This is a genomic window from Caulobacter sp. GW821-FHT09B08 (assembly GCF_059418225.1).
Genome location: NZ_JBWKPL010000010.1, coordinates 62,027 through 85,974 on the forward strand (window position 1 = coordinate 62,027; position 23,948 = coordinate 85,974).

The following is a 23,948-nucleotide window of genomic DNA, read 5'->3' on the forward strand; positions in this document are numbered from 1 at the left end:
CGATCCGGCTTCTTCGAAGTCTTGGAAGAGAAGGCCTAGGCGGTGACGTCCGCCGTGGGCGAGACCGGCACCGAGGCCACCGGCCCGGTCGGCTTCTTTTCTTCCTCTTCCTCGCGGACGGGCTGGACGCCCTTCATCACGTTGATGATCTCGTCGCCCGACAGGGTCTCGAACTCCAGCAGCGCCTTGGCCACCAGGTGCAGGCCTTCCAGCTTCTCGGTCAGGATCTGGCGGGCCTCGTCCTCGCCGCCCTTGACCAGGCGACGCACTTCGCTGTCGATCTTGACCATGGTCTCGGGCGAGACGTTCTGGGTGCGGGCCACCGAGTGGCCCAGGAACACCTCGTCCTGGTTGTCGCCATAGGCCACGGTGCCCAGTTCATCGGAGAAGCCCCAGCGGGTGACCATGTTGCGGGCCAGGCTGGTGGCGGCGCTGATGTCGCTGGACGCGCCCGAGGTGATCTTGTGCTTGCCGAAGATCAGTTCCTCGGCCACGCGGCCGGCCATCATGATGGCCAGGCGCGAGGTCATCATGTCGTAGCTCATCGAGTAGCGGTCGCCCTCGGGAAGCTGCATGACCATGCCCAGGGCCCGGCCGCGCGGCACGATGGTGGCCTTGTGCACGGGGTCGGCGACGGCGACGTTCTGGGCCACGATGGCGTGGCCGCCCTCGTGATAGGCCGTCAGCTTCTTTTCCTCTTCGCTCATGGCCATCGAGCGACGCTCGGCGCCCATCATGACCTTGTCCTTGGCGTGCTCGAAGTCGTGCATGGTGACCATGCGGCGGTTCTTGCGCGCGGCGGTCAGGGCCGCCTCGTTGACCAGGTTGGCCAGGTCGGCGCCCGAGAAGCCGGGGGTGCCGCGGGCCAGGGTCTTGACGTCGACGTCGGCGGCCAGCGGCACGTTCTTCATGTGCACGCGGATGATCTTCTCGCGGCCCGAGACGTCCGGATTGGGCACCACGACCTGGCGGTCGAAGCGGCCCGGACGCAGCAGGGCCGGGTCCAGCACGTCGGGACGGTTGGTGGCGGCGATCAGGATGATGCCTTCGTTGGCCTCGAAGCCGTCCATCTCGACCAGCAGCTGGTTCAGCGTCTGCTCGCGCTCGTCGTTGCCGCCGCCCAGGCCCGCGCCACGATGGCGGCCGACGGCGTCGATTTCGTCGATGAAGATGATGCAGGGGGCGTTCTTCTTGGCCTGCTCGAACATGTCGCGCACGCGGCTGGCGCCGACGCCGACGAACATTTCCACGAAGTCCGAACCGGAGATGGTGAAGAACGGCACGCCGGCCTCACCCGCCACGGCGCGGGCGATCAGGGTCTTGCCGGTGCCGGGAGGGCCGACCAGCAGGGCGCCCTTGGGGATCTTGCCGCCCAGGCGCTGGAACTTGGCCGGGTCCTTCAGGAACTCGACCACTTCCTGCAGCTCTTCCTTGGCCTCGTCCACGCCGGCGACGTCGTCGAACAGCACGCGGTTCTTGTTCTCGGTCAGTAGCCGGGCCTTGGACTTGCCGAAGCCCATGGCGCCCTTGGTGCCGCCCTGCATCTGACGCATGAAGAAGATCCACACGCCGATCAGCAGCAGGATCGGCAGCATGTTGATCATCACGCCCAGCAGCAGGTTGCCGCCCTTCTGGTAGACGATCTCGGCGCCCCGCGCCTCCAGGCGCTTGACCAGGTCGTCGGAGTTCGGCGGGATGTTGACCGTGTACGGCTTGCCGGAGCGCGGCTCGACCTTGACCACGTCGCCGTTGATGTCGGCCTTCTTGACGTCGCCGCTGTCGATGCTCTTGAGCAGCTGCGAATAGCTGTGCTCGCCGCCGCCACCGCCGGGGCGCGCGCCCGAGCTGAAGACTGCATAGGCCGTCATCAGCACCACTATGATCGCGGCCCAGATGCCCAGGGTCTTGAAATTCATACGCGTTGTCTTCCCAACGATAGTCTCTGACCTTCCAAGATAGGATGGTCCGGCCGGTTTCGCCACGCGCGGGATATCATGTCGCGGGTTCTTGATCGACACGGCCCGTCGCCGCCTCGAAACGATCCATGACAAGACAACGCGCCAGCGTCCCGTTCGGCTCTGCAAGGATCGGGCAACTGACGGTTCCGTCGGGGTCGACGACGGCTGGCAAGGCGGGGCGGGCGGCGGGGGGCAGGGCTTTCAAGGCCTGGCGCTGGGCGGGCGGCAGACGGGCGGCCAGGCCTTGGAGCGGGCGGACGTAGAGGCCGGGCTGGGCGGCGGCGATCTCGTAGCGGCCGTCCCAGACGAGGGGTTGGTTGGCGGGCAGCGCCACGCCCCCCTCCGTCGGCTTCGCCGACACCTCCCCCACAGGGGGAGGATTTGGGGCTCGACGCGCCTCGCCCGGTTCGCGGAAGAAGGAAACGGAGTCGCCCGCCGCCTCCACCCGCGCCCCGGCCAGGGTGGCGGTAAAGTCCTCGCCGGCCCGGATGCGGTCGACCAGCCGCTGCAGCCGCTCGCCGCGCGGCGGCTGCGAGGTGCCCGCCGCGCAAAGGCAGGCGGCGGCGACATGGGCGGCGGGGGCTTGGCGGTCGAGAGTCAGGAACCCCTCTCCTCCCCCGTGAAACGGGGGAGGTGGCGCGCCGCGAAGCGGCGTGGCGGAGGGGGCTCCCCCGGCGGGCTGGGAAGAGAGATGCGCTCTGGCCCGCGCCCGCGCGAACCTCGGGTCGTCGTTGGCCGGGTCGTCCAGCCAGGTCTCGCCGCGCGCCGTCAGCCAGTCGCGGATCTCACCGCGTCCGACGTCCAGCAGGGGCCGCAACACGAAGACGCCCCGCCCCTGCGGCCAGGCCGGCGACGGCGCCCAGTCGCGAGGATCGGAGACCGTCGAGCCCTGGGCCCGCATGGCGGCGGCCTCGGTCAGGTCGTCGGCCGTGTGGCCCAGCAGCAGGACCCGCGCCCCGGCCGCCCGGGCGGCGTCGGCCAGCAGGGCGTGGCGGGCGGCGCGGGCGGCGGCGGGTAGGCCGGCGGCGGGCTTGTCGCCGGCCCAGGCCAGGGCCCAGGCCTCGGCCCCGAGGCGGCCGGCCTTGGCGAGCGCGTCGGCGGTCCAGGCGGCGCTGGCGGGGTTCAGTCGATGGTCGACGGTCAGGGCGACCACGGCGCGGCCGTGGGCGCGGGCCCAGTCCAGGGTCAGGATCAGCAGGGCCAGGCTGTCGCCGCCGCCGGAGAAGCCGACGGCGAGAGGGGCGGCGGCGTCCGTGCGCAGACGGCGGTCGAGGATGGGGGTGAAGGTGGAGAAGGTCATGCCGCCCTCGCCTTCCCTCTCCCCTTGCGGGAGAGGGTGGCCCGCGAAGCGGGTCGGGTGAGGGGTCGATAGACGCCAAAAGCCGCGCCCCACGGACAGGCCTGTCGCGGCGGTCGCCGTTTGAGAGACCCCTCATCCGACCGCCTTCGGCGGCCACCTTCTCCCGCAAGGGGAGAAGGACGGGGGGAGATCGTCATCGGATCAGCGAGGCCCCTAGGCCGCGCACTTGGCCTGGACGCGCGTCGACGCCGCCTTGGAGGTCACCGCCGCCGGGGCCTTGGGGTAGCGCTTGGCCAGTTCGTCCAGGGTCTTGCAGGCGTCGGCGGGCTTCTTCAGGGCCACCAGCGAGCGGGACAGCTTCAGCACCGCGTCGGGCGCCCAGCTGGTCTGGGGCCAGCCGCGCACGGCGCCCAGATAGCTGCCGGCCGCGTCGCCATAGGCCTGGCGGATGAACTGGGTCTCGCCCAGCCAGTAGCGGGCCTCGGGCGTCTTGGCGCTGTCGGGATAGGTGTCGACATAGCTGCCGAACGCCTGCTCGGCGCCGCCGTAGTCGCCGTCCAGCAATAGCTGGCGGGCGGACTTGAAGGCCTGGGCCGGATCGGCCGGAGCGGCCTCCGCCGTCGGGGCGGGAGTGGCGGGCACGGCGGCAGCGGCAGCGGCCTCCTGGTCGGCGATGCGCTTTTCCAGGGCGGCCAGGCGCTGGTCCAGGGCGTCGGCGCGGGCCTTCTCGGCGTCGCTCGCGCGGCGGGCCTGGTCCAGGTCGTGGGTCAGGGTCTCGTTCTGGCCGTTCAGCTTGGTCAGGGTCTGTTCCAGGTCGCTCAGCTTGTCCGACAGGGCGGCGATCTGGGCGTCGGTCTCGGCCGGCTGCACCACCACGGGCTTACCCGTGTCGCGGCCCTGGAAGACGATGGCGCGCAGCTCGCGCACCACCTTGTCCATCTTGTCCAGCCGCTTGTTGGAGCGGTCGTCCAGCGGATCGGCCATGGGCGTCTGGGCCAGCGCCAACGCGCCGAAGGAGGGCATGGCGGTCAGGGCCAGGACGGAGGCGAGCAGAGCGGCTTTCAGCTTCATGTCGGCGATTATGACCCGGTTGCGGACAAAAGTGCGGCCAAAATAAAAGCCCTCCCCCTGGATGGGGGAGGGTTGGGTGGGGGTGTCGCGGCCGTACAGCTGAACCGCCGCATCACCCCCATCCCCGGCCCTTCCCCCATCGAGGGGGAAGGGAGCTTTCAATTACCGCGCGCCGTCGGTGATGGCGGTGCGGGCGTTGCGGTTCTTGGCCCAGGCGTCTTCGCCCGAACCGCCGTCGATCGGCTTTTCCTTGCCGTACGACAGGGTCTCGATGCGCGCGCCCGAGACGCCCTGGGCGACCAGGAACTCGCGCACGGCGTTGGCGCGGCGGGCGCCGAGGGCCAGGTTGTATTCGCGGGTGCCGCGTTCGTCGGCGTTGCCTTCGATGCGCACGCGCACGGCCGGATAGCGGTTCAGCCACTGGGCCTGGGCGGCCAGGGTGGGCTGGGCGTCGCTGCGGACGTCGTAGCTGTCGGTGTCGAAGTAGATGCGTTCGCCGATGTTGATGACGAAGTCCTGCACCGTGCCCGGCAGCGGACCCTGGTTCACCGGCGACGGCGGCTGGGCCTGCGGATAGGACGGCGTCGGCTGGGCCGCCGGCGGTTGGGTGGTGGCCACGGGACCCGCGGGCTTCGGGCGCGACGTACAGGCGGCCAGCGAAGCGGCGGCGAGGCCGATCAGCGCCAGTCTAGCGACGCGTTGGGTGTCGAAGCTCATCAAGTTTCTCCTCAAGTCCACGGCCAAGGTTCATAGTTCTAACGCGCGAAGCCTTCGCGACGCCGCGCAAAAACATCCCCTGCACCTCACAATGGCGTCAGAATGTCGCACAGCACCTCGTTTCACCCAGTGGGTGAACGCTGGATGAACGACTTAACGCCAACGCGCGGCTACGGCAGAGGTTGCGGGAAAGTGGTGTGGATAGACGCCGGAGCCCTTCGCCACTTGCCCCCACCTGGCCGCTGCGCGGCCTGTCCGCCCCCATAGGGGGCGGATCGATCAATCCAGCAGCGGCGACCACGCCGGGTCCGACGCCGCGCCCTGGTAGGCGGCGGGGCGCAGGATGCGGCCGGTGATGTCCACCGTCCACAGCCGCGAATTGCCGCTGGCGCCCTCGCGCGAGAACATCAGCACCCGGCCGTTGGGCGCCCAGGTGGGGCCCTCGTCCAGATAGCTGGTGGTCAGCAGGCGCTCGTCGCCGCCGTCGGCGCGCATGACGCCGATGTGGAACTCGCCGCCCGTCTGCTTGGTGAAGGCGATGAAGTCGCCGCGCGGGCTCCACACCGGGGTGGTGTAGCGGCCGCCGCCGTACGAGATGCGGCGCACGCCCGAACCGTCCGTGTTCATCACATAGAGCTGGGCCTGGCCGCCGCGGTCGGAGTTGAAGACGATCTTGGAGCCGTCCGGCGAGAACGACGGCGAGGTGTCGATGGCCGGGTCGGTGGTGATGCGGGTCGACTGACGCGACCGCAGGTCCATCACGTAGATGTCGCTGTTGCCGTTCTTCTCGACCGAGAAGGCCACCTTGGCGCCGTCGGGCGAGAAGCGCGGGGCGAAGACCATGCCGGGGAACTTGCCCACCGTCTCCTGGCGGGCGGTCTGCAGGTTCAGCAGATAGATGCTGGAGCCCGTGGGCCGCAGCGCCATGTAGGTGATCTCCTGGCTGGTCGAGGAGAAGCGCGGCGTCATGACGATGTAGGAGCCGTCGGTCAGGTACTGCGGGTTGGCGCCGTCCTGGTCCATGATGGCCAGCTTCTTGACGCGGCTCATCTTGCCGCCGCTCTCGGCCACGAACACCACGCGGGTGTCGAAATAGCCCTTCTCGCCGGTCAGCCGCTCATAGACCGCGTCGCTGATCTTGTGGGCCACGCGCCGCCAGTTCTCGGCGGTGGAGGTGAACTGCAGGCCCAGCAGCTGCTGCTGGCTGAAGGTGTCCCACAGGCGGAAGTCGACGCGCAGCACGCCGTCGGCGCCGACCGTCACCTGGCCGTTGATCAGGGCCTGGGCGCCGGTGGCCTGCCAGTCGGGGAAGCGCGGCTGGACGTTCACGTCGGTCAGCTTGTCGGCCACGCTGGAGACGTTCAACGGCTGGAACAGGCCCGAGCGCTCCAGATTGCCGCTGATGACCTGGCTGATGTCGGCGCCGCGCTGGCCGCCGCCCGAGAAGGCGGGAATGGCCACGGGCAGCGGCTTGACCGCGCCCTTGTCGATGTCGATCTCGATCTGGGCACGGGCCGGGGTCGGCGCGAAGGCGGCCATCGAGACGGCCAGGACGGCGGCCGTGGCCAGCCCCGTGAAGACGGACTTCAGGTTCATTCTTCGGGTCCTCCCTATCGCGCCGCGCAAGCGTCGCGCGCCTTGAAGTTCAAATTGAGTTGCGGGCCATAATAGTCCGGCGGCAAGCCCTCGAAGGGCGCCGACTGGTAGACCGCGCGGATGGCGCGTTCGGCCGCGGCCTTGACCGTGGCGTTGGGCGAGTTCTCCGCGCCGTTGGCCGTCACCTTGCCGACGATGCGGCCGCCGGTGGCCAGGGTGAAGTTGACCTTCACCTGCACGTCGCCGCCGCCCTCGACCTCGCAGTTGGGGTTCCAGCGGCGCTGGATCTCGTCCTTCATGCCGGCGATGGCGGCGGCCTGCGCGCCGGTCATGGCGCCCGCGCCCGGGCGGGCCTGGGTGGCGGTTTCCGGACGGGTCGGGCCCTTGGGGGCGTTGGCCACGGGCTTGCCGGTCGACTTGGGCGTCTTGGCCAGGGTCTTTTCCAGCGAGGCGAAGAAGTCCGGCTCGGGCTTGGCGGGCTTGGCCGGGGTCGGCTTGGCGGGCGTGGGCTTGGGCGTCGGGGCAGGCGCGACCGTCTTGGGCGGCGCCGGGGCGGGCGTAGGAACCGGCGCGGGCACGGGGGCCGGCGGCTGGGGATCGGCCTGCGGCGTCGGCTCCTCGGTCTGGGCCGTCTGTTCCTCGGGCGCCTCGATGGCGGGACGCACGTTGGTGGGGCCTTCGGTGACGATGGTCACCGGCACGCTCTCGCCGATGGTGATCGGCTTGGAGGTGTGCGGCATGAAGATGATCGCGACCACCACCAGGGCGTGGAGGCCGATCGCCCCGATGAAAGCCGGGGTGAAGTTGGTTCTGTCCTCGCGATAGCTCACCGCGCGATCACCTCACTGCGCCGGACGCAGGGCGTCCGGAGCGGCCGCCTCCGTCTTGCCCGAAGAGGGGCCGCCGGTGTCGGTCAGCAGGTTGATCTTGGTGAAGCCGGCGTTCGACAGGGCCGCCATCACCTGGGCGACGATGGCGTAGCTGGCCTTGCCGTCGGCGCGCACGAAGATCGGCTTGTCGTAGCCGTCGCCGGCGATCGACGACAGGCGCGGGGCCAGCTCGGCGAACGGGCTCTCGGCCTCGCCGATGAACACCGCCCCGTCGGCCTTGATCGACACGGTCAGCGGCTCCTGCTGGTTCTGCAGGGCGGCGGCCTCGGTCTTGGGCAGCTCCAGCGGCACGCCGGCGGTCAAGAGCGGGGCGCTGATCATGAAGATGATCAGCAGCACCAGCATCACGTCGACCAGCGGGGTGACGTTGATCTCGGACAGGGCGCCCTTGCCCCGGCGGCGGCCCCGGCGGCGGCCGCGACGGCCGCCCGTGGCGAAGGCGTCGTTGGCGGACATGGCCATGGGACTAGACCCGCTCGCTCAGGCGGCGCTGGATGGCCGTCGACAGGTCGTCGGCGAAGTTCTCCAGCCGGCCGGCGAACTTGCCCGCGTCGGTCGAGAACTTGTTGTAGGCGATATAGGCCGGGATGGCGGCGATCAGGCCGATGGCGGTGGCGAACAGGGCCTCGGCGATGGACGGGGCCACCACGGCCAGCGAGGTGTTCTTCGAGATCGCGATGTTCTGGAAGGCGTGCATGATGCCCCAGACCGTGCCGAACAGGCCGATGAACGGGCTGGCGGTGGCGACGATGGCCAGGCTGCCCAGGCCTTCCTCGGCCTTGCCGGTCTCGCGCGAGATCAGGGTGTCCATCATCCGGTCGATGCGCTGGATCAGGAAGGCGGCCTGGGCCTCGCCCAGCGCGCCCTTGGACTTGGCGTCGCGCCATTCCTTCAGGGCCGCCTGCAGCATGCGCGGCAGGGGCTGCTTGGGGTTGGGGCCGTGCTGGGCCGCGATCTCCTCCAGCCCCTGGCCCGAACCGACCTGATCCTCGAATCGGTTGGCGGCGCTGTTCAGCGACGAGAAGCGGAACAGCTTGTCGATGATCACCGCCCACGAGCCCAGCGAGGCCAGGATCAGGCCGACCATCACGCCCTTGACCACCCAGTCGGCCTGCATGAACAGCGAGATGAAGGAAAAGCTCTGGGGGCCTGCGGCGGCGTCCATGCGGGGTCAACTCCGTTGGGGCGTCAGTAGGGTGGAAGGTGGATAGCGCACCTCCCGGGGTTCCGTTGCGCCCTTACTGGCATGAAGCGGGGCCATGGTGAAACTATGACAATCGGTGGGGGTGCGGGTTTTTGTGTGTTGCTCCACCGTCCGTCATCCTCGGACTTGTTCCGAGGACCCCTGCTTCAACCGCGAAGAACGAAGACGGTGAGACGGAAAGCTCGCGGCTGATCTTCGAACGACAGCTCGGCGGACCGAGGGGTCCTCGGAACAAGTCCGAGGATGACGGGCGTGGGGGTTACCCCTCCAGCCACGGCGCCAGCTGGGCCAGCATCTCCGCCGTCGGCTTGCGCGGCCGTCCGTCCAGGGTGATGCAGACCGCCTCGCCGGCCGCCTGGCAGATCAACTCCTCGCCCCGGGTGATGCGCTGACTGACGAACAGGCGCGGCCCCTTCACCCGGTCGTAGGTGGTGCGCACCACCAGGGCGTCGTCGACCCTGGCCGAGCGCTTGAAGTCCAGCTCCATGCGGATGATCGCGAAGGCGGTGTCGGCCTTGTGCAGCTCGGTGTGCGAGATCCCCACCAGCCGGAAGAAGTCGCTCCGCCCCCGCTCGAAATAGCGCAGGTAGTTGGCATGGTAGACGATGCCGGAAAAGTCGGTGTCCTCGTAGTAGATGCGGACCGGAAGCTGGTGCTCGCGGCCTTCGAAGACACCGGCGGTGGGTTGGGGGTGAGTCATGCGCCCTACTGCAGCGGCGTGAAATTATTGGACTGGATAAGGCCAAGACAGCTCGGGCGGAAGCGCGTGAAAAAGCCAAAGCGTAACCACGGCCAACGGCCAGATTAGGCCGAAAGCAAAAGCAACCATCGCGGCTATGGCAAACTTTTCGGCTAATCGTTGAGATGAGTTCCCGCTGCTCCTGAGCCGCTCCATCCGATTTTCGATTTTAGCACGACGATCTTCCGCCGAGAGAACCCAAACTTTCCCAAATTCATTTTCAACCTTCAAGGCTAAATGATAACTACTTCGAATAAGAGGAGCGATACCAGCACAGCAAAGCCCACCTGCGAAAACCCACAATGCGGGCACGATTGCAAACCAAATACCTAACTTCCAACCATTTATCAAAGCAGCTCCGAGGGTAATTAACCCTCCACCATTCCCGACAGCCAACGATAACATCCAGGCTCTAAACCAGCCTTCGTAATTGTCGTTATGAAAATTTAGACGCGCGGCGTGTTCTGCAGTGAGCGCATCGACACTTGCTTGAAATTGCGCCTCAAGCACCTTCAGCTTTTCCGAACGGTCATCCATCGGCGCCATGGTCAGCCCTCTAAAGACTTGTCAGAATTATTCGTCTCCAAACAGCCCGCCCTGCACGATCTTCGGCACCGTGGTCGGCTCCGTCAGGCCCAGGTGCAGATACGCCTTCCCACAAGCCATCCGCCCGCGCGGGGTGCGCTGGATGAAGCCCTGCTGCATGAGATAGGGCTCGATCACGTCCTCGACCGCGTCGCGGGCCTCGGCGATGGCGTAGGCGATGGTCTCGACGCCCACCGGGCCGCCACCGTAGTTGTCGATCATGGCGCGCAGGTAGCGGCGGTCGAGGCTGTCGAGCCCGCTCTCGTCCACCTCAAGACGCGCCAGGGCCATGCCGGCGGCCTTGCGGTCGATGACGGTCGCCCCGTCGGCGGCGGCGAAGTCGCGGACGCGGCGCAGCAAGCGGCCGGCGACGCGCGGCGTGCCCCGGGCGCGCTTGGCGATCTCGTCGGCCCCGTCGTCGCTGAGCGGCGCGCCCATCTTGCGGGCGGCGTGCAGCAGCACGTGGCGCAGTTCGGCCGGGGTGTAGAACTCCAGGCGTATCGGGATGCCGAAGCGGTCGCGCAAGGGCGTGGCCAGCATGCCCGCCCGCGTGGTGGCCGCCACCAGGGTGAAGGGCGCCAGATCGATGCGGATCGAGCGCGCCGACGGCCCCTCGCCGATCACCAGGTCCAGTACGTGGTCCTCCATGGCCGGATAGAGGATCTCCTCCACGGTCGAGGGCAGGCGGTGGATCTCGTCGATGAACAGGACGTCGTTGGCTTCCAGGTTCGTCAGGATCGCCGCCAGGTCGCCGGCCTTGTTCAGCACTGGGCCGGAGGTGGCGCGGAAGTTCACGCCCAGCTCGCGGGCCACGATCTGGGCCAGGGTGGTCTTGCCCAGGCCGGGCGGGCCGAACAGCAGCACGTGGTCGAGGGCCTCGCCCCGGCCCTTGGCCGCCTCGATGAAGATGCGCAGATTGCCCTTGGCCTGCTCCTGGCCGACGAACTCGGCCAGGGTCTGCGGCCGCAGGGCGCGGTCGCTGGCGGTGGGGATGGCCTCGTGAGGTTGGGCTTCACCTGAAACGATGCGGGTCATTGCTGACTTGCCCCCACCTGACCGCTTCGCGGTCTGTCCGCCCCCGTAGGGGGCGGAGCCGAGGTCAGCGCGGCGCAACTCTTCCCCCTATGGGGGAAGACGACCGCGAAGCGGTCCGTAGGGGGCAAGTGGGTCGCGCTCACCGTCCCAACTCCTGCAAGCCCGCCTTGATCAACTGCTGCACCGTGGCCTCTTCGCCCAGCTTGTCGGCGGCGGCCTCGATGACGCGGCGGGCGTTGACCTCGGCCACGCCCAGGCCCATCAGCGCCGCCACCGCGTCGCCCGTCGGCGCGGCCTTGGCCGGCGCCGCCGCGACCGTCGTCGGCGCGCCCATGAACACCGGACCGTCGACGATGGGCTTGTCCTTCAGCTCGGTGACGATCCGCAGGGCCAGCTTCGGCCCCACGCCGTTGGCGCGGCCCACGGCGGCCTTGTCCTCGCGGGCCACCGCGCTGGCCAGCTCGGCCGGCGACAGCACGTCCAGCACCGCCATGGCCGCCTTGGGACCCACGCCCTGGATCGCCTGGAGCAGCACGAAGGCCCGGCGCTCGTCGCGGGCCAGGAAGCCGTAGAGCCGCAGGCCTGCGCTCTCGCTCCACTGGCTCTCGATGTGCAGCAGGGCCTCCTCGCCCAGGGCCGGCAGGCGCTGCAGGGTCCGCGCGCCGCAGCGCACGACATAGCCCACGCCCATCACGTCGATGAGCGCCTCTTCCTCGCCGATCTCGCCCACGGCCCCGCGCAGTCTGCCGATCATGCGACCCTCCGGTTGGCGACGCGCAGATTGGCGTGGGTGATGGCGACGGCCAGGGCGTCGGCGCAGTCGGAGGTGGTCTTGCCGGCCGTGGGCAGCAGGCGGGCGATCATGAAGCCGATCTGGGCCTTGTCGGCCGCCCCCGTGCCGACCACCGCCTTCTTGACCAGCCGGGTCGAATACTCGGCCACCACCAACCCTGCGCGGGCGGGCGCGATCAGGGATGCGGCGCGGGCGTGGCCCAGCTTCAGGGTCGACTGGGCGTTGGTGTTGAGGAACACCTCCTCCACCGCCGCCTCGTCCGGACGGTGCTCGGCGATCACCGCCCCGATGCCCTCGAACAGGGCCAGCAGGCGGTCGGCGAAGTCGCCCTTGTCGTCGGGCGCGATCACCCCGTGGGCGACGTGGCTCATGCGCGAGCCCTCGACGCTGACCACGCCCCAGCCGGTGCGGCGGAGGCCCGGGTCCAGCCCCAGGATTCGGATAGGCGTGCGATTCGCGTTCATCATGTGTTCTCGCACCATCGCCGGTTTCGCCTCCCAGGAAAAGCCGCGACTTCCCTAATGAAACCTTAAGCTTGGGCGGTTGGAGGCCCGGAACCGCGCGGGACTCGCCTTTGCCGGCCATATACTATAGAGGGGTATAGTATGGCACATCTGAAATCCGACACGGCCCTGATCGCCCGCGTCCGCCGCATCGCCGGCCAGCTGAACGGCGTCGAGCGCGCCCTGACCGACGACGCCGACTGCGCCTCGATCCTGCAGCAGGTGGCCGCCGTGCGCGGGGCGGTGAACGGGCTGATGGACGAGATCCTGGAGGCCCACCTGCGCGAACACGTCGCCGCCCCCGGCCTCGCCCCCGAAGACCGACAGCAAGGCGCCGACGAGCTGATCGCCGCCATCCGCCGCTACGCCAAATAGGCCCGACACATGACCCTCGACCGCGACATCCAGACCCTGACTCACGACCACGTCTTCCTGGGCGCCGCCCATGACGACAACACCCGCCGCACCCTGCTGGTGGTGGGCCTGACCACCATCATGATGGTGGGCGAGATCGTCGCCGGCACGGTGTTCAACTCCATGGCCCTGCTGGCCGACGGCTTCCACATGGCCACCCACGCCGGGGCACTGGCCGTGGCGGCCGCCGCATACGCCTATGCCCGCAAGCACGCCCGCAGCGGCCGCTACAGCTTCGGCACGGGCAAGGTCGGCGACCTGGCCGGCTTCGCCTCGGCCCTGGTGCTGGCCGTGGTGGCCATCGGCATCGCCTGGGAGTCGGTGGGCCGCCTGCTGGCGCCCCAGCCCGTGGCCTTCGGCCAGGCCACGCTGGTCGCGGTGATCGGCCTGGCCGTCAATCTGGTCAGCGCCCTGCTGCTGGGCGGCGGGCATCACCATCACGGCCATGGCCACGACCATCACCACGATCACGACCATGGCCACGCGCACGACGACCACGACCACCACAAGCACCAGGACAACAACCTGCGCGCCGCCTTCGTGCACGTGCTGGCCGACGCCCTGACCTCGGTCCTGGCCATCGCCGCCCTGCTGGCCGGCCGTTTCCTGGGCTGGACCTGGCTGGACCCGGTGATGGGCATCGTCGGCGCCGCCGTGATCGCGGTGTGGGCATGGGGCCTGATGCGCGACGCCGCCTCGGTGCTGTTGGACGCCTCCGACCCGGCCCTGGAGACCGAGATGCGCGAGGAGGTCGAAGGCCCCGGCGACGCCCGGATCACCGACCTGCACGTCTGGCGACTGGGGCCGGGGGCCTATGGCGCCATCGTCAGCTATCTGGGCGCGGCGCCGGCCGGCGAGGTGCGCCAGCGACTGAAGCGCGTGCACGAACTGACCCACGTGACCGTCGAGGCCCACGCGGCCTGAGGGGAGCGACGGGAGCGAGTTCCACCAACGCCCCCCCGGGCTGACCGAAGCCCCTCTCCCCCTGCGGGAGAGGGTGGCCCCACGCAGTGGGGTCGGGTGAGGGGTCTCTCAGACCTTTCCGGACAGGGCTTTCAACCCCTCATCCGACCTGCTTCGCAGGCCACCTTCTCCCGCAAGGGGAGAAGGAGCATCTAGTCGCTCCCTACGCACCAAGCCTAAGTCCCTCAAGCCGGATCCAGCACCGGCGCGCAGAACAGCCGGTCCAGCAGCAACTGCTCCACCGCCGCCACGTCCACCGCCACGCAGACCTCGGCGTTGGGCTCGCCCTCGATCCGCTCGATGCGGCCCAGGTGCTCGCCGTCGGTCAGCACCCGCAGGCGGGCCGGCTCGAAGGTGAAGAGCTCGGGCGCTACGACGCTGGCGGCCACCACCGCGTCGTGCGGGTGACAACCCTCGCCTTCCAGCCCCCAGACCTGCCTGTGGAAGGCCATGTAGGGGCCGATGGCCTTGTTCAGCCGGACCGACAGCGGCGTGCCGCAGGCGGTGGAGCCGGCGGCCATGGCCTCGGCGGTCAGGGTCACCTTCGAGGTGACGTCCAGCGGCGTCAGACGCGGCATGACCCCGCGCTCCAGCACCCGGGCCAGGGCCTCGGCGTCGCTCCAGGTGTTGAAGTCGGCGCCGCCGTGGGCCTTGCCCTGCACGGCGAAGGCGCCGGCCATGATGGTGGGGCGCCAGTCGCGGAAGGCGGCGGCGTCCTCCAGCAGGCCGTTGGCCAGGTTGGTCAGCGGCCCCAGGAACAGCCCCCTCACCCGCGCCCGGGCGCGGAAGGCCAGCAGGCTGCCCTGGCCGCGATCCAGCTCCGGCAGCTTCCAGCGCTGGGAGAAGCCGGCGCCGTTCAGCCCGTCCACCCCGTGGGCCGGTCGCATGCGCTCGACCCGCCGCTTGGCCACGCCCGAGCCGGCGCCGATATAGACCTCGGCGGGACAGCCGGCGAGGCGCAGCACCCCCCGGGCGTTGGCGGCGGCCTGGTCGACATAGGTGTTGCCGAACACCGCCGAGACCGAGACGATCTCCACGGCGTCGCGGGACCGCGCCAGCATGGCCAGGGCCAGGGCGTCGTCCACGCCGCAGTCGGTGTCGATGTGCAAGCGCAGCGCCATAAGGCGAGCATAGCGCGGCGGCCAGGGCGCCGGGAAGGCCGCTCCAGCAAGGATTTCAGGTGACGGGACGCAGCCCCAATAGGGTCAGCCCCAGGCAGGCGGCCAGGGCCAGGGCGATCAGCCGCAGGGCCTCGGCCAGGGCCTTCAGCGGCCCCACCGCCAGCCGCGCCCGCAGCCAGCGGACCTGGACGCACAGGTACCAGGCCGCCGCCGCCGCGATCAGCCCCGCCCCCGCCGCCTTCACCGCCGCCGTCGGCGATCCGCCCAGCACGGCGGCCACCGAGACCGAAATGGCGAACGGGGCGGCGTAGAGGCATTGCAGGTCGAACGGTCCGCGCAGCGTCTGGCGGTCGACGGGCCGGCCTTCCCGCTTCAGGACGCCCACGGCCATGACCACCGGGAACAGGCCGAAGGCCGTCGTCCGGAAGGCCAGCAGGCTCAGATCCAGCCCCGCCACGCGCTGGTCCAGCTCGGCCCGCATGGCCAGGTCCAGGGCGTGGGCGGTCAGGATCGAGATCAGCAGGAACAGCGGCGGACTGATCCGCTCCTCGCCCTCGCCCGCTCCGTCCAGTTCAGCCGGCCGCAGCAGCACCCGCCAAAGGGTGCGCGGATAGAACAGCGTCCAAAGCGTCATCTCGTACAGCAGGTCCCCGATCGGTCGGGCGCGCTGGATTTCCATCGTGTTTCCCTGGGGCAGGACGGCCTCTGCGGGACTAACACTCCAGCTTGCGAAATCCGCTCAAACGGCGCCGCTTCAATCCTTGCGGGGCAGGATGTCGAACTCCACCACGCGCGGATCGGCCCGCAGCGCCGCCGACAGGGCCTCCAGCTTCAGCACGCCCCGGCCCGAAAACGGCCCGGCCACCTCGAACACCGCCCCGCCATCGCGCAGGCATTGGTTGATGCGGGCGCCTTCCAGGTCGAAGGCCTTCAGGATGCGGCGCAGTTCGGGCTCGTCGATCACCCCGTCGCGGCGCGAGCGCACGGCGATCTCGGCGAAGTTCTTCTGGGGCATGTGGCGGTCCAGCCACCGTGCGCCGCTGAGCACGACCAGCGACAGCACCGTCGCGCCGATGGCCAGCTCGTACAGCGCCACGCCGAACAGGGTGCCGATGGCCGAGGTGATCCACAGCGACGCGGCCGTGGTCAGGCCGTGCACCGAGGCGCCCTGCTGGAAGATCACCCCGCCGCACAGGAAGCCGACGCCGGTCAGGATGCCGTGGGCCATGCGCACCGGATCGATCCGCACCACCGCCTCGGACGCGCCTTCCAGCCAGGTGATCTGGTGCACGGCGGCCAGCATCAGAACCGCCGAGGCCAGGGCCACCAGCATGTGGGTGCGCAACCCCGCCGGCCGGGCCCGATACTCCCGCTCGAACCCGATCGCGCCACCCGCGACCAGGGCGCCGAGGATGGGCGGGGCGATGTCGGCGAGGGGGTCCATAGGGGGTGAACGGACGAAGCGGGACCGCGATCCCTTTCCCCCTTCTCCTTCCCTCTCCCCTTGCGGGAGAGGGCGGCCCCGGCGAAAGCCGGGGTCGGGTGAGGGGTCGCACGAACGAAAACCGCCGCGACCGGCCTTTCGGCTGATCGCGGCGGATCTGTCTTTCGACCCCTCATCCGTCGGCTTGCGCCGACACCTTCTCCCGCAAGGGGAGAAGGATCAGGAGAACTAGCCCAACTTCGCGATGTCCTCGTCGCTGATCTCTTCGTTGGAATAGACGTCCTGGACGTCGTCGTCCTCGTTGAGGGCGTCGAGCAGCTTCATCAGGGTGGCCACCGAGTCGCCGGTGACCGGGATGGTGCTCTTGGGGCGCCAGGCGACCTTGGTGTTCGACGCCGGGCCGAACTTGGCTTCCAGGGCCGCGGCCACCTCGTTGAGGTCCTCGAAGGCGGTGTAGATCGTGTGGCCTTCGCCCTCTTCGTCCAGGTCGGAGATGACGTCGTCGGCGCCGGCCTCGATGCCGGCCTCCATCATGGCGTCCTCGCTGGCGACCTTGCCCGGATAGGTGATCTGGCCCACGCGGTCGTAGTTGAAGGTCACCGAACCGGTGGCGCCCAGGTTGCCGCCCATCTTGGTGAAGTAGGAGCGGACGTTGGCTGCGGCGCGGTTCCTGTTGTCGGTCAGCACCTCGACGATGATGCCGACGCCGCCGGCGGCCACGCCCTCGTAGCGGATTTCCGAATAGTCGGCCGCGTCGCCCATCTGCGAGCGCTTGATGGCGCGGTCGATGACGTCCTTGGGCAGGCTCTCGGCCTTGGCGTTGTTCACGGCCAGGCGCAGGCGCGGATTCATGTTCGGGTCGGGCAGGCCCGCCTTGGCCGCCACGGTGATTTCCCGCGACAGCTTGGAGAACAGCTTGGAGCGCGCGGCGTCGGCGCGGCCCTTGCGGTGCATGATATTCTTGAATTTCGAGTGGCCGGCCATTCGAAGGCTCTTCAGTCTGCAAAAGGAAAGTGTGGCGGGGCTTCTAGCGCTTGGCGGCCCACATTGTCATCCTCCAAGCGTTCAACCCCTCCGCCGAGGCTCTTCGATGGTCCCGCCCGACTACACCTCCGACCCGTTCGACCCGGCCCGCCTGGCCGCCCTGGAGGCGCAGGATCACGAGGCGATGTACGGGGCCGAGAAGCCTCCGGCCGTGGCCACGGGCGCGGCGGCGACCGGCGCCCTGTCGGCCGGCGCGGCCGCCCTGGGCGGACTGGCCATCGGAGCCGTGGCGGTGGGCGCCATCGCCATCGGCGCGGTGGCCATCGGCCGGCTCTCGGTGGGCCGGGCGCGGTTTCGGCGTCTGGAGATCGACGAGCTGATCGTCGGCCGGATCGTGGAGAAACGGCGCTAGCGCCACACGGCCGGGGACATGCCCTCGCGGCGTGTCCCCAAGCCTTGGCGCAGCGCTAGCTGATGGGGACACGCCGCGAGGGCGTGTCCCCGGCGGTTACGCCACCTTCAGCTCGACCTCGATATTGCCGCGCGTGGCCTTCGAATAGGGGCACACCTCGTGGGCGGCGTGCAGCAGCTTCTGGGCCGTCTCGGCGTCGACGTCCGGGGCGTTCAGGGTCAGGCGGGCGCCGACGTGGAAGCTGGTCTCGTCCTTGATCAGGTCGACCTCGACATCCAGGCTGTGCTCGCCCAGCTTGACGCCCTGGCTGCGGGCCACAAGGCCCAGGGCGCCCAGGAAGCAGGCCCCGTAGCCGGCGGCGAACAGCTGCTCGGGATTGGTGCCCTCGCCGTTGCCGCCCAGCGACTTGGGATAGCCCAGCTTGACGTCCAGGTGGCCGTCGTCGGTCTTGGCGGTCCCTTCGCGGCCGCCGACGGCGTGGGCGCGGGCGGTGTAGATGGCGTCGGTCATGAAAGGCTCCTTGGCGGGCGTTGAGTTCGCGGCCCTCACCTTGCGACCGTGGATGTGACAGACGCAAGCGCCGCCGGCTTGAAGGATTCCGCGCCCCGCTTCCGGTATTTCTGGCTCCGCCCCCGCGCGCCCGACGGGTTACCCCTGGCCCCTGCGTTTCCAACACCGCCCCGCGGAGCTCCCATGACCCTGCAACTGAACGCCATCGCGCCGGACTTCACCCAGGACTCCACCGAGGGGCCGCTGCACTTCCACGAGTGGGCCGGCGACAACTGGGTGCTATTCTTCTCGCACCCCAAGGACTTCACCCCGGTCTGCACCACCGAGCTGGGCGCGGTGGCCCGGCTGAAGCCCGAACTCGACAAGCGCGGCGTCAAAGCCCTGGGCCTGTCGGTCGACCCGGCCGACAACCACGCCCGCTGGGCCGAGGACATCAAGGAAACCCAAGGCTACGCCCCGAACTTCCCGATGATCGCCGACGTCGATCTGTCGGTCTCCAAGCTCTACGGCATGCTGCCGGCCGACACCGAAGGCACCTCGGAAGGCCGCACGGCCGCCACCAACGCCACGGTCCGCAACGTCTTCATCATCGCGCCCGACAAGACCATCAAGCTGATCCTGGTCTATCCGATGACCACCGGACGGAACTTCGACGAGATCCTGCGGGTGATCGACTCCATCCAGCTGACCGCCGGCTACAAGGTGGCCACCCCGGCCAACTGGAAGCAGGGCGAGGACGTGATCATCGTCCCGGCCGTCACCGACGAAGCGGCCAAGGACCTGTTCCCCAACGGCTGGACCACGCACAAGCCGTACCTGCGCACGACCAAGCAGCCGCGTTAAATTGAAACCCTCTCCCGGAGGGGAGAGGGAGGGGCCCGCCGCGAAGCGGTGGGAGGGTGAGGGGTGACGCCGCCAAAAGCGAAACCCCGATTACTTCGCTTGCCGCGTTCTTGTTTTGATCCAGACTTGCGTCATGGATCCGATCCCTAATGCGCGCCGCCTGCGTCGTGGCCAGACCTTCGCTGAGGAAAAGCTTTGGGCGATCGTCCGCGGCCGCCGGCTAGGTGGCTACAAGTTCCGCCGCCAAGTTCCGATCGACCGCTATTTCGCGGACTTCGTCTGTCGTGATGCGAACCTGATCGTCGAGCTCGACGGTACATCCCACGAAGGCCGCGAGGATCACGACGCTCGCCGTACCGAGGCTCTGGAACGTTGCGGCTTTCACGTCCTGCGGTTCGACAACGAACTGGTGCTGGCCGATCCCGGAGGCGTGGCCGAGGCCATCGGCGCGGCGCTCCGGTTGAGGGCGTAATCCCTCACCCTCCCACGCTTCGCGCGGGCCCCTCCCTCTCCCGCTGGGAGAGGGTTCTACAGCGTCGGCACGCTTTCCTTGAGCCGGCCGCCCACGCGGATCGGCTCCACCCGCTTGGCCAGGCCCGTGCGGTCGTCGGTTTCGACGAAGACGCCGCAGACCGTGGCCGGGCCGGACGCCGGCTGGTAGCGGCCGCCGCTGATCTTGGTGGTGAAGCGCCGCAGGGGCTCTTCCTTCTGGTTGCCGATCACGCTGTCGTAGTCGGCGCAGGCGCCCGCGTCGGTCTGGTAGGCCGTGCCGCCCGGCAGCACCTGGGCGTCGGCGGTGGGCACGTGGGTGTGGGTGCCGACGACCAGCGAGGCGCGGCCGTCGCAATAGTGGCCCATGGCCATCTTCTCGGAGGTGGCCTCGCAGTGCATGTCGACCACCACCGCGTCGGCCACCTGGCCCAGCGGAGCCTTGTCCAGCTCGCGGTCGGCGGCGGCGAACGGGTCGTCCATGGCGTCCATGTGCACTCGGCCCAGCAGGTTGACGACGAAGATCGTCTTGCCCGAGTCCGTCTGGAACAGGTGGCTGCCCCGGCCCGGCGCGTCCGACAGGATCGGATAGTTGGCGGGACGGATCAGGCGCGGCTCGCGCACGATGTAGGTCAGGGCCTCGCGCTGGTCCCAGCTGTGATTGCCGAGCGTCAGGCAGTCGGCCCCGGCCTCGAACAGCTCGCGGGCGGTGTTCTCGGTGATGCCGAAGCCGGCGGCGGCGTTCTCGGCGTTGATGATCACGAACTCCAGCTGGAGCTGGCGGCGCAGGGCGGGCAGGTGGTCGGCCAGGCCGTCGCGGCCCGACTTGCCCACGACGTCGCCGAAGAAAGCAAAACGCATGAAATCAGTCCTCTTGGACGGCGATATACTCGCTTTCCGTCAGGATGGCGTCCAATCGTTGGTCGTGGGGCTCGATCGGCAGGCCGTGTGTCTCCTGGCCCACATAGGCCAGACCCAGGACGAAGACGCTCTTGCGGGCCCGCAGGGCCTCCAGCGCCCGGTCGTAATAGCCCCCGCCCTGCCCCAGGCGCACGCCGCTGCGCTCGAAAGCCAAGAGCGGCGTGACCACCATGTCGGGCTCAAGTTCGGGCTTGGAGGGATGCGGCGCGGCCAGGCCGATCTGGTCGCGGACCAGGTTGTCGCCCGGCGTCCACTGCCGGAAGACCATCCGTCCCTCCTCGCCTTCGACGCTGGGCAGGGCCAGGGTCCAGCCCTGTTCGGCCAGCCAGGCCGCCAGGTGACGGCTCTCCAGCTCCGAGCCCAGGCCCATATAGACGGCCGCGACCTTGCCCTTGGGATCGGGGAAACGCTTGGTCAGCGGCTCGCGCGCCAGGTCCACGGCCATCCAACCGGCCTCGGGATGCTCCAGCGCCAGCTGCTTGCGACGATTGCGGACGAACACGCGCAGGGCGGTCTTGGCGGAAGCGGGATCGGCGATGGTCATGGCGTCTGGCTCGCTGTGCGGTCGCGCATCCAGTCCAGAACGGCGAACAGGAAATCACTGTGGGTCAGCGCCTCTGGATCCAGCCGGCGCGGCGCCAGCAAGGCGGCCAGCTGGGCGTTGAAGACCCGGTAGTCGCTCCGCATCGCGGCCGCGCCGGCCAGCGGGGGCGCGTTGTGGGGCCGGTGGTCGGACAGCCAGTCGCGGACGCAACGGATCGCCTGGTCCGGATCGCCGCCGTGAGACTCGATATCCTGGCCGCTGATGTCCGACAGGACCGCGTCATAGCGATGCCGGTCGGCGTCCAGGATCAGGGCGCGCTTGCGGCGATGGCGCCCCTCGCCCAGCAGGCGGGCGCCCAGGTGCAGGCCCAGTTCCATCGGCATGTTGAACCGCGGCAGGCCGCCGGGTCCGACCTCGACGCGCGAGAGGTCATGAATGCCCCAGTCGCATTCGCCGATCAGGCGGGCGATCTTGTCGACCCGCACCTCGGCGCCGTCGGTGGAATCCAGCGCGCAACGCGGATGGTGCCCGGCCATCACGATGGCGAAGACCATCGCCCGGAAGATCGGCTGGAAGTCTTCGTCGAACGGGCAGTTGATGAAAACCGAACGCGCCGCCGGGAACCTGGCCTTCGCCGACCTACCCTTCGGACGAGCGGGCACGCGTCGTATCGTTCAGGGTCCGAAAGCCTTCGCGAATGGTCTCGGCGAGGGCGGACCGCTTGCCCGGCATCGGGTGGATCTTGATCCCGCGATACAGGAACGGGCGCTCGCCCTGGCTCGAACCAGCCTTCGCCTTGCGCGCGGTCGATTTCTTCTGCGGGGTCGCCATGCCCATGAGTATGGCACGAACCAAAAGGTGAACAAGAGGAGATAGGGTGGCGGCGCCGCGAAGAACCGTGAAGACGTTTCAATCCACTCGAACCTGTTAGTTACAGGTGGGCCCCGTGTTCCCGCAGCCACGGCCACGGGAGGGAACAGGTCCCGATAGAGAGATTAAGGTCCCTGGGAATAGAAATCTTCGACGAGGGCCACAGCAAGACCCGCCGTCGAACAAGATAGGCGTTCGGGGCCCCGATTGCCAGGGGTGACCTTGCCGCACTTGCCCCCTTCGCGCCTTCGGCGCTCCTTCCCCCGAAAGGGGAAGAGGACCCGCGCTTTCGTCCTCCGCCCCCTACGGGGGCGGACAGGCGGCGCAGCCGCCAGGTGGGGGCAAGTCGGTGCGCCTCACCCCTCGACCAACGCCCCCATCACCGCCCGCCACCCCGCCGTCGCTTCCGGCCCGGCCCGGTCGAACGCCGCCCGCAGGTGCCGAGTCTGGGCTTCGGTGAGCTCGGCCTCCAGCCGACGCCCCGCCTCCGTCAGGCTCAGGCGCTTGACGCGGCGATCGTCGGGAGAAGCCTCGGCCCCGACCAGCCCCATCTCCATCAGCTGGCGCAGCGGGGCGTTGAGGGCCTGCTTGCTGACGGCCAGCAGGTCCAGCAGGCCGCGCACCGACACGTCGGGCCGGCGGCCGATGAAATAGAGGATGCGGTGATGCACCCGCCCCAGTCCCCGCCGCTCCAGAATGCGGTCGGGACGGTCGGTAAAGCCGCGATAGGCGAAATAGAATTGCTCGATCGCGTCGCGCAAATCGCCGCAGGGGGCATGATCATCCAGGTCAACCATATTGACACATTAGGTCGCGCCGCCCCATGGTGTCGATAGGTCAAGGTCATTGACACTGTTGAGAGCCATCCAGGGAGGCCAGCCATGGCGCGTTTGTCGGTGCGAAGCGGGGACATCCGCCCCTCCCCCGTGCGCGACATGCTCAACGTGTCCCAACGGCCCGGCATGATCTCGTTCGCCGGCGGCCTGCCCGCGCCCGAGACCTTCGCGGGGCTGGACCTGCCCCCGCCACCCCGCGACCTGCTGCAATACGGCCCCACCGAGGGCGAGGCGCCGCTACGCGAGCGGATCGCCGCCGATCTCTCCGCCCTGGGCCTGGACACCGACGCCGACCGCATCCTGCTGTTGTCGGGCTCGCAGCAGGGCATCGACCTGACGGCCAAGCTGGTGATCGACGCCGGCACGCGCCTGGCCGTGGAGTCGCCCGCCTATCTGGCCGCCCTGCAGGTGTTCCGCTTCTACGGCGCCGAGTTCCAGGTCATGGACCGCAAGGATCCCGCCGCCGGCTGGGACGCCGCGCCGCCCTCGATGGCCTACGTCATCCCCACCTTCCAGAACCCCACCGGCCAGTGCTGGAGCCACGCCGAGCGCCAGGCGACGGCGGAGGCGTGCCTCGCCCACGACGTGATCCTGTTCGAGGACGATCCCTATCGCGACCTGGTCTACGAGCCCTCGGAACGCACGCCCGCCTGCGCCTGGATGAAGGGCGGCTCGTGGATCTACCAGGGCTCGTTCTCCAAGACCGTCGCCCCCGGCCTGCGCCTGGGCTACCTGACCGCCTCGCCCGACCTCTTCCCGCTGCTGGTCCAGCTGAAGCAGGCCGCCGACCTGCACACCAATCGGCTCAGCCAGTGGATGGTGCTGCAGTATCTGAACGATCCGGGCCGCGCCGAGCGGATGGAGCAGGTCAGCGCCCTCTATCGCCGCAAGCGCGACGTCTTCGCCGACGCCCTGACGCGGCATCTGGGCAATCTGGCCTCTTGGAGCCTGCCGCCGGGGGGCCTGTTCTTCTGGCTGACCCTGGCCGACGGGACCGACATCGAAGCCCTGCTGAAGAAGGCCGTCGAACGCGGCGTGCTCTTCACCCCCGGCAGCCACTTCCTGGCCGAGGGCGGCGCCTCGCCGACCATGCGCCTGAACTTCAGCCTGGCCGAGCCCGAGGCGGCCGAGCGGGGGCTGGCGATCCTGGCGGAGCTGCTGCGGGGATCGTGAAGCCGGCGCCGGCGACGCCTAGCGCGTTCCCGG

The 23,948-nt window shown here is 69.2% G+C and carries 29 protein-coding genes; 6 read left to right on the top strand and 23 right to left on the bottom strand.

Annotation, left to right across the window (positions count from 1 at the left end):
* Positions 1 to 35: 35 nt before the first annotated feature.
* The 13 genes from ftsH to ruvC form a co-directional block, all read right to left on the bottom strand.
* Positions 36 to 1,916, bottom strand: a complete 1,881-nt coding sequence (gene ftsH, locus AC07OA_RS22770; protein ID WP_494666109.1) for an ATP-dependent zinc metalloprotease FtsH — start codon at positions 1,914 to 1,916, stop codon at positions 36 to 38.
* 76 nt (positions 1,917 to 1,992) lie between these two features.
* A complete protein-coding gene (gene tilS, locus AC07OA_RS22775; protein WP_494666110.1) occupies positions 1,993 to 3,258 on the bottom strand; it encodes a tRNA lysidine(34) synthetase TilS in 1,266 nt (421 codons plus the stop codon).
* A 213-nt stretch (positions 3,259 to 3,471) separates the two neighbouring features.
* Complete coding sequence (ybgF, locus tag AC07OA_RS22780) at positions 3,472 to 4,329, bottom strand: tol-pal system protein YbgF (RefSeq protein ID WP_494666111.1); 858 nt, start codon at positions 4,327 to 4,329, stop codon at positions 3,472 to 3,474.
* A 162-nt stretch (positions 4,330 to 4,491) separates the two neighbouring features.
* Positions 4,492 to 5,061, bottom strand: coding sequence for a peptidoglycan-associated lipoprotein Pal (pal, locus tag AC07OA_RS22785; protein ID WP_494666215.1), 570 nt, complete (start codon positions 5,059 to 5,061; stop codon positions 4,492 to 4,494).
* Positions 5,062 to 5,325: 264 nt separating this feature from the next.
* Positions 5,326 to 6,642, bottom strand: coding sequence for a Tol-Pal system beta propeller repeat protein TolB (gene tolB / locus AC07OA_RS22790; RefSeq protein WP_494666112.1), 1,317 nt, complete (start codon positions 6,640 to 6,642; stop codon positions 5,326 to 5,328).
* 14 nt (positions 6,643 to 6,656) lie between these two features.
* Positions 6,657 to 7,472: a cell envelope integrity protein TolA gene (tolA, locus tag AC07OA_RS22795; protein ID WP_494666113.1), complete on the bottom strand. Its 816-nt coding sequence runs from the start codon at positions 7,470 to 7,472 to the stop codon at positions 6,657 to 6,659.
* A gap of 12 nt (positions 7,473 to 7,484) precedes the next feature.
* A complete protein-coding gene (locus AC07OA_RS22800) occupies positions 7,485 to 7,994 on the bottom strand; it encodes an ExbD/TolR family protein (protein WP_494666114.1) in 510 nt (169 codons plus the stop codon).
* Between the two features lie 4 nt (positions 7,995 to 7,998).
* Positions 7,999 to 8,697 (bottom strand): protein TolQ, encoded by a 699-nt coding sequence (gene tolQ / locus AC07OA_RS22805; protein ID WP_494666115.1) that lies wholly within the window; start codon positions 8,695 to 8,697, stop codon positions 7,999 to 8,001.
* A 298-nt stretch (positions 8,698 to 8,995) separates the two neighbouring features.
* The gene (locus tag AC07OA_RS22810; RefSeq protein WP_494666116.1) at positions 8,996 to 9,436 is read right to left on the bottom strand and encodes a YbgC/FadM family acyl-CoA thioesterase; all 441 of its coding nucleotides are present in this window, start codon (positions 9,434 to 9,436) and stop codon (positions 8,996 to 8,998) included.
* 24 nt (positions 9,437 to 9,460) lie between these two features.
* Positions 9,461 to 10,021 (bottom strand): hypothetical protein, encoded by a 561-nt coding sequence (locus AC07OA_RS22815; RefSeq protein ID WP_494666117.1) that lies wholly within the window; start codon positions 10,019 to 10,021, stop codon positions 9,461 to 9,463.
* Between the two features lie 27 nt (positions 10,022 to 10,048).
* Positions 10,049 to 11,095 carry a Holliday junction branch migration DNA helicase RuvB gene (gene ruvB, locus AC07OA_RS22820; RefSeq protein WP_494666118.1) on the bottom strand — a complete coding sequence of 349 codons (1,047 nt, stop codon included), beginning with the start codon at positions 11,093 to 11,095 and terminating at the stop codon, positions 10,049 to 10,051.
* A 139-nt stretch (positions 11,096 to 11,234) separates the two neighbouring features.
* Positions 11,235 to 11,849: a Holliday junction branch migration protein RuvA gene (gene ruvA, locus AC07OA_RS22825; protein WP_494666119.1), complete on the bottom strand. Its 615-nt coding sequence runs from the start codon at positions 11,847 to 11,849 to the stop codon at positions 11,235 to 11,237.
* Positions 11,846 to 12,367 (bottom strand): crossover junction endodeoxyribonuclease RuvC, encoded by a 522-nt coding sequence (gene ruvC, locus AC07OA_RS22830; RefSeq protein WP_494666216.1) that lies wholly within the window; start codon positions 12,365 to 12,367, stop codon positions 11,846 to 11,848. Before ruvC ends, ruvA begins: the two co-directional genes overlap by 4 nt.
* A 126-nt stretch (positions 12,368 to 12,493) precedes the next feature.
* Between ruvC and AC07OA_RS22835 the strand changes: the two genes are divergently transcribed.
* Together AC07OA_RS22835 and dmeF are read left to right on the top strand one after the other, a co-directional pair.
* Positions 12,494 to 12,766 carry a metal/formaldehyde-sensitive transcriptional repressor gene (locus tag AC07OA_RS22835; RefSeq protein ID WP_494666120.1) on the top strand — a complete coding sequence of 91 codons (273 nt, stop codon included), beginning with the start codon at positions 12,494 to 12,496 and terminating at the stop codon, positions 12,764 to 12,766.
* Between the two features lie 9 nt (positions 12,767 to 12,775).
* On the top strand, positions 12,776 to 13,729 hold the full coding sequence (gene dmeF, locus AC07OA_RS22840; protein ID WP_494666121.1) for a CDF family Co(II)/Ni(II) efflux transporter DmeF: 954 nt from the start codon (positions 12,776 to 12,778) through the stop codon (positions 13,727 to 13,729).
* A gap of 224 nt (positions 13,730 to 13,953) precedes the next feature.
* Here dmeF and AC07OA_RS22845 read toward each other — a convergent pair whose 3' ends face one another.
* The 4 genes from AC07OA_RS22845 to AC07OA_RS22860 form a co-directional block, all read right to left on the bottom strand.
* Positions 13,954 to 14,877, bottom strand: coding sequence for a nucleoside hydrolase (locus AC07OA_RS22845; RefSeq protein ID WP_494666122.1), 924 nt, complete (start codon positions 14,875 to 14,877; stop codon positions 13,954 to 13,956).
* Positions 14,878 to 14,944: 67 nt separating this feature from the next.
* Positions 14,945 to 15,568 carry a hypothetical protein gene (locus AC07OA_RS22850; RefSeq protein WP_494666123.1) on the bottom strand — a complete coding sequence of 208 codons (624 nt, stop codon included), beginning with the start codon at positions 15,566 to 15,568 and terminating at the stop codon, positions 14,945 to 14,947.
* A gap of 75 nt (positions 15,569 to 15,643) precedes the next feature.
* Entirely contained in the window at positions 15,644 to 16,333 is a 690-nt protein-coding gene (locus AC07OA_RS22855) for an MgtC/SapB family protein (protein WP_494666124.1), read from the bottom strand.
* A 228-nt stretch (positions 16,334 to 16,561) separates the two neighbouring features.
* A complete protein-coding gene (locus tag AC07OA_RS22860) occupies positions 16,562 to 17,317 on the bottom strand; it encodes a YebC/PmpR family DNA-binding transcriptional regulator (protein WP_494666125.1) in 756 nt (251 codons plus the stop codon).
* Positions 17,318 to 17,423: 106 nt separating this feature from the next.
* Between AC07OA_RS22860 and AC07OA_RS22865 the strand changes: the two genes are divergently transcribed.
* Positions 17,424 to 17,729 carry a hypothetical protein gene (locus AC07OA_RS22865; protein ID WP_494666126.1) on the top strand — a complete coding sequence of 102 codons (306 nt, stop codon included), beginning with the start codon at positions 17,424 to 17,426 and terminating at the stop codon, positions 17,727 to 17,729.
* 96 nt (positions 17,730 to 17,825) lie between these two features.
* Here AC07OA_RS22865 and AC07OA_RS22870 read toward each other — a convergent pair whose 3' ends face one another.
* Entirely contained in the window at positions 17,826 to 18,239 is a 414-nt protein-coding gene (locus AC07OA_RS22870) for an organic hydroperoxide resistance protein (protein ID WP_494666127.1), read from the bottom strand.
* A 183-nt stretch (positions 18,240 to 18,422) separates the two neighbouring features.
* Between AC07OA_RS22870 and AC07OA_RS22875 the strand changes: the two genes are divergently transcribed.
* Both AC07OA_RS22875 and AC07OA_RS22880 read left to right on the top strand, forming a co-directional pair.
* The gene (locus AC07OA_RS22875) at positions 18,423 to 19,082 is read left to right on the top strand and encodes a peroxiredoxin (protein ID WP_494666128.1); all 660 of its coding nucleotides are present in this window, start codon (positions 18,423 to 18,425) and stop codon (positions 19,080 to 19,082) included.
* Positions 19,083 to 19,215: 133 nt separating this feature from the next.
* Positions 19,216 to 19,554: an endonuclease domain-containing protein gene (locus AC07OA_RS22880; protein WP_494666129.1), complete on the top strand. Its 339-nt coding sequence runs from the start codon at positions 19,216 to 19,218 to the stop codon at positions 19,552 to 19,554.
* 56 nt (positions 19,555 to 19,610) lie between these two features.
* Here the strand turns inward: AC07OA_RS22880 and AC07OA_RS22885 are convergent, their stop codons facing one another.
* The 5 genes from AC07OA_RS22885 to AC07OA_RS22905 all read right to left on the bottom strand — a co-directional run bounded on the left by AC07OA_RS22885 (position 19,611) and on the right by AC07OA_RS22905 (position 22,703).
* The gene (locus tag AC07OA_RS22885) at positions 19,611 to 20,432 is read right to left on the bottom strand and encodes a TIGR00282 family metallophosphoesterase (RefSeq protein ID WP_494666130.1); all 822 of its coding nucleotides are present in this window, start codon (positions 20,430 to 20,432) and stop codon (positions 19,611 to 19,613) included.
* Positions 20,433 to 20,436: 4 nt separating this feature from the next.
* A complete protein-coding gene (locus tag AC07OA_RS22890) occupies positions 20,437 to 21,036 on the bottom strand; it encodes a 5-formyltetrahydrofolate cyclo-ligase (protein WP_494666131.1) in 600 nt (199 codons plus the stop codon).
* Positions 21,033 to 21,698, bottom strand: a complete 666-nt coding sequence (locus AC07OA_RS22895) for a hypothetical protein (protein ID WP_494666132.1) — start codon at positions 21,696 to 21,698, stop codon at positions 21,033 to 21,035. Before AC07OA_RS22895 ends, AC07OA_RS22890 begins: the two co-directional genes overlap by 4 nt.
* Entirely contained in the window at positions 21,676 to 21,873 is a 198-nt protein-coding gene (locus AC07OA_RS22900) for a hypothetical protein (RefSeq protein WP_494666133.1), read from the bottom strand. The genes AC07OA_RS22895 and AC07OA_RS22900 overlap by 23 nt, the downstream gene beginning before the upstream one ends.
* Before the next feature lie 389 nt (positions 21,874 to 22,262).
* Entirely contained in the window at positions 22,263 to 22,703 is a 441-nt protein-coding gene (locus AC07OA_RS22905) for a MarR family winged helix-turn-helix transcriptional regulator (protein WP_494666134.1), read from the bottom strand.
* An 84-nt stretch (positions 22,704 to 22,787) separates the two neighbouring features.
* Here AC07OA_RS22905 and AC07OA_RS22910 point away from each other — a divergent pair, with 84 nt between their 5' ends.
* A complete protein-coding gene (locus AC07OA_RS22910) occupies positions 22,788 to 23,915 on the top strand; it encodes an aminotransferase-like domain-containing protein (protein WP_494666135.1) in 1,128 nt (375 codons plus the stop codon).
* Positions 23,916 to 23,948 lie beyond the last annotated feature (33 nt).

Excerpts from the sequence above, each read along its gene's own strand:
- AC07OA_RS22860 (WP_494666125.1), bottom strand. The coding sequence starts at position 17,317 with ATGGCCGGCCACTCGAAATTCAAGAATATCATGCACCGCAAGGGCCGC.
- AC07OA_RS22850 (WP_494666123.1), bottom strand. The coding sequence starts at position 15,568 with ATGGAAATCCAGCGCGCCCGACCGATCGGGGACCTGCTGTACGAGATG.
- AC07OA_RS22835 (WP_494666120.1), top strand. The coding sequence starts at position 12,494 with ATGGCACATCTGAAATCCGACACGGCCCTGATCGCCCGCGTCCGCCGC.
- AC07OA_RS22810 (WP_494666116.1), bottom strand. The coding sequence starts at position 9,436 with ATGACTCACCCCCAACCCACCGCCGGTGTCTTCGAAGGCCGCGAGCAC.
- AC07OA_RS22890 (WP_494666131.1), bottom strand. The coding sequence starts at position 21,036 with ATGACCATCGCCGATCCCGCTTCCGCCAAGACCGCCCTGCGCGTGTTC.
- AC07OA_RS22815 (WP_494666117.1), bottom strand. The coding sequence starts at position 10,021 with ATGGCGCCGATGGATGACCGTTCGGAAAAGCTGAAGGTGCTTGAGGCG.
- ruvA (WP_494666119.1), bottom strand. The coding sequence starts at position 11,849 with ATGATCGGCAGACTGCGCGGGGCCGTGGGCGAGATCGGCGAGGAAGAG.
- AC07OA_RS22900 (WP_494666133.1), bottom strand. The coding sequence starts at position 21,873 with ATGGGCATGGCGACCCCGCAGAAGAAATCGACCGCGCGCAAGGCGAAG.
- ruvB (WP_494666118.1), bottom strand. The coding sequence starts at position 11,095 with ATGACCCGCATCGTTTCAGGTGAAGCCCAACCTCACGAGGCCATCCCC.
- AC07OA_RS22875 (WP_494666128.1), top strand. The coding sequence starts at position 18,423 with ATGACCCTGCAACTGAACGCCATCGCGCCGGACTTCACCCAGGACTCC.
- dmeF (WP_494666121.1), top strand. The coding sequence starts at position 12,776 with ATGACCCTCGACCGCGACATCCAGACCCTGACTCACGACCACGTCTTC.
- tolB (WP_494666112.1), bottom strand. The coding sequence starts at position 6,642 with ATGAACCTGAAGTCCGTCTTCACGGGGCTGGCCACGGCCGCCGTCCTG.
- tolQ (WP_494666115.1), bottom strand. The coding sequence starts at position 8,697 with ATGGACGCCGCCGCAGGCCCCCAGAGCTTTTCCTTCATCTCGCTGTTC.
- AC07OA_RS22880 (WP_494666129.1), top strand. The coding sequence starts at position 19,216 with ATGGATCCGATCCCTAATGCGCGCCGCCTGCGTCGTGGCCAGACCTTC.
- tilS (WP_494666110.1), bottom strand. The coding sequence starts at position 3,258 with ATGACCTTCTCCACCTTCACCCCCATCCTCGACCGCCGTCTGCGCACG.
- AC07OA_RS22855 (WP_494666124.1), bottom strand. The coding sequence starts at position 16,333 with ATGGACCCCCTCGCCGACATCGCCCCGCCCATCCTCGGCGCCCTGGTC.
- AC07OA_RS22865 (WP_494666126.1), top strand. The coding sequence starts at position 17,424 with ATGGTCCCGCCCGACTACACCTCCGACCCGTTCGACCCGGCCCGCCTG.
- ybgF (WP_494666111.1), bottom strand. The coding sequence starts at position 4,329 with ATGAAGCTGAAAGCCGCTCTGCTCGCCTCCGTCCTGGCCCTGACCGCC.
- AC07OA_RS22910 (WP_494666135.1), top strand. The coding sequence starts at position 22,788 with ATGGCGCGTTTGTCGGTGCGAAGCGGGGACATCCGCCCCTCCCCCGTG.
- AC07OA_RS22800 (WP_494666114.1), bottom strand. The coding sequence starts at position 7,994 with ATGGCCATGTCCGCCAACGACGCCTTCGCCACGGGCGGCCGTCGCGGC.
- ftsH (WP_494666109.1), bottom strand. The coding sequence starts at position 1,916 with ATGAATTTCAAGACCCTGGGCATCTGGGCCGCGATCATAGTGGTGCTG.
- AC07OA_RS22885 (WP_494666130.1), bottom strand. The coding sequence starts at position 20,432 with ATGCGTTTTGCTTTCTTCGGCGACGTCGTGGGCAAGTCGGGCCGCGAC.
- AC07OA_RS22870 (WP_494666127.1), bottom strand. The coding sequence starts at position 18,239 with ATGACCGACGCCATCTACACCGCCCGCGCCCACGCCGTCGGCGGCCGC.
- AC07OA_RS22905 (WP_494666134.1), bottom strand. The coding sequence starts at position 22,703 with ATGGTTGACCTGGATGATCATGCCCCCTGCGGCGATTTGCGCGACGCG.